This window comes from Devosia sp. (genome assembly GCF_036676215.1).
GTDB lineage: Bacteria > Pseudomonadota > Alphaproteobacteria > Rhizobiales > Devosiaceae > Devosia.
The window spans coordinates 1-1,516 of the sequence record NZ_JAKFDJ010000029.1; the positions used below are offsets into that span (position 1 = coordinate 1).

Consider the following 1,516-nt stretch of genomic DNA (forward strand, 5'->3'; position numbering starts at 1 on the left):
CGTCGAACTGAAGATCGACCCCAGCGTGGTGCTGGCCACCCGCAAATACGTCGACGACGAGCTGGCCAAGCTCGACCACAAGAACAGCGTGCGCGTCGCCACCACCGCCGCCATCGTCCTCAGTGGCACCCAGACCATCGATGGCATCGCCCTGGTTGCTGGCGACCGGGTGCTGGTGAAGAACCAGGCCGCCGGCGCTGCAAACGGTATCTACGTGGTGGCTACCGGCGCGTGGTCGCGCGCCGCCGATGCGGATGCCAGCATCGAGGTCACCCCCGGCATGTTGGTGCCGGTCGAGCAAGGCACCACCAACGCCGACAGCGTCTGGCAACTGGCCACCGATGGCGCCATCGTGCTCGGCACCACGGCGCTGACCTTCGAGGCCTCGGCTGGCCCGTCTGGCGTATCGGCAGGCACCTACCGCAGTGTCACGGTGGACAAGCGCGGCCGCGTTACCGGCGGCACTAATCCGACCACGCTAGCCGGCTACGCCATCAGTGAAGCAACCCAAGCCGAGGCAGAGGCCGGTACCGACAACACCAAGCCGACGACCGCGTTGCGGGTGGCCCAGGCGATTGCCGCGAAGGTGGTGCAGACCACAGAGGCCGTGCTCGGCATCGCCAAGGTTGCCACTCAGGCACAGGTAACTACCGGGACCGATGATGCGACCATCGTTACGCCGAAGAAGCTGCGGGCAGCTCAGGCCACGCAAGCAGAGGCCGAAGCGGGTACCGACAACACCAAAACCATGACGGCACTGCGAGTATTCCAGGCCATCCGCTCGGCTGCGGCTGTAGCCACCGAAGCGCTGCTGGGTGTACTGCGGGTAGGCACGCAGGCCGAGGTGGATGCCGGGGCGCTGGATGATGTAGCAGTCACACCCAAAAAGTTGCGCTGGGGGTTCTCCGCGAGCTTGGCGGCGACCGGCTACATTGGCCTCCCTTCTTGGATGGGTGGGCTGATCTTTCAGTGGGGTTCGACAGCCCCCGCAACAATTTCTGCGGACGTGACGACCACCCTGCCGCTGGCCTTTCCGACTGTCTTCTATCACGTGTACGTGGTGCAGATGTACAGCGCCGGATCTGGGTCTATCGGTTACGCGGCCTCGAGCCCGGCCGGGTTGTCGCAATTCGTTTGGCGGGGCTCTGCAAATGGCAACGCCTTCCGTTTCTTTGCCATTGGAAAGTAAGAGGGGAGCAGCATGTTTTATTCAGCAGCCACGAGGGGCTTTTACAATCCCGCCATTCACGTCTCGATGCCGGACGATGTGGTGGAGATTTCCGACGAGCTCTATGCCGATCTGCTGGCTGGCGAGTCCGCCGGCCAGCGTATCGTTGCCGCCGGAAACGGCGTGCCGATCCTGATCGACCCGCCTGCCGCCACCGCCGAACACATCTGGCCGCAGATCAAAGCCGAGCGCGACCGCCGCAAGGCTCTCGGCGTGCTGGCCGCCGGCAATTGGTATCACTCCGACGCCGACAGCCGCATCCAGCAGCTCGGTCTGGTGCTAATGGGC

The 1,516-nt window shown here is 64.4% G+C and carries 2 protein-coding genes; both read left to right on the forward strand.

Annotated features, from left to right (window positions below):
- A partial coding sequence (locus V6M52_RS02130; RefSeq protein WP_442881802.1) for a gp53-like domain-containing protein occupies positions 1 to 1,189 on the forward strand: 1,189 nt, incomplete at its 5' end.
- Between the two features lie 12 nt (positions 1,190 to 1,201).
- Positions 1,202 to 1,516, forward strand: a 315-nt coding sequence (locus V6M52_RS02135; protein ID WP_332698952.1) for a hypothetical protein, incomplete at its 3' end; no start/stop codon positions are given.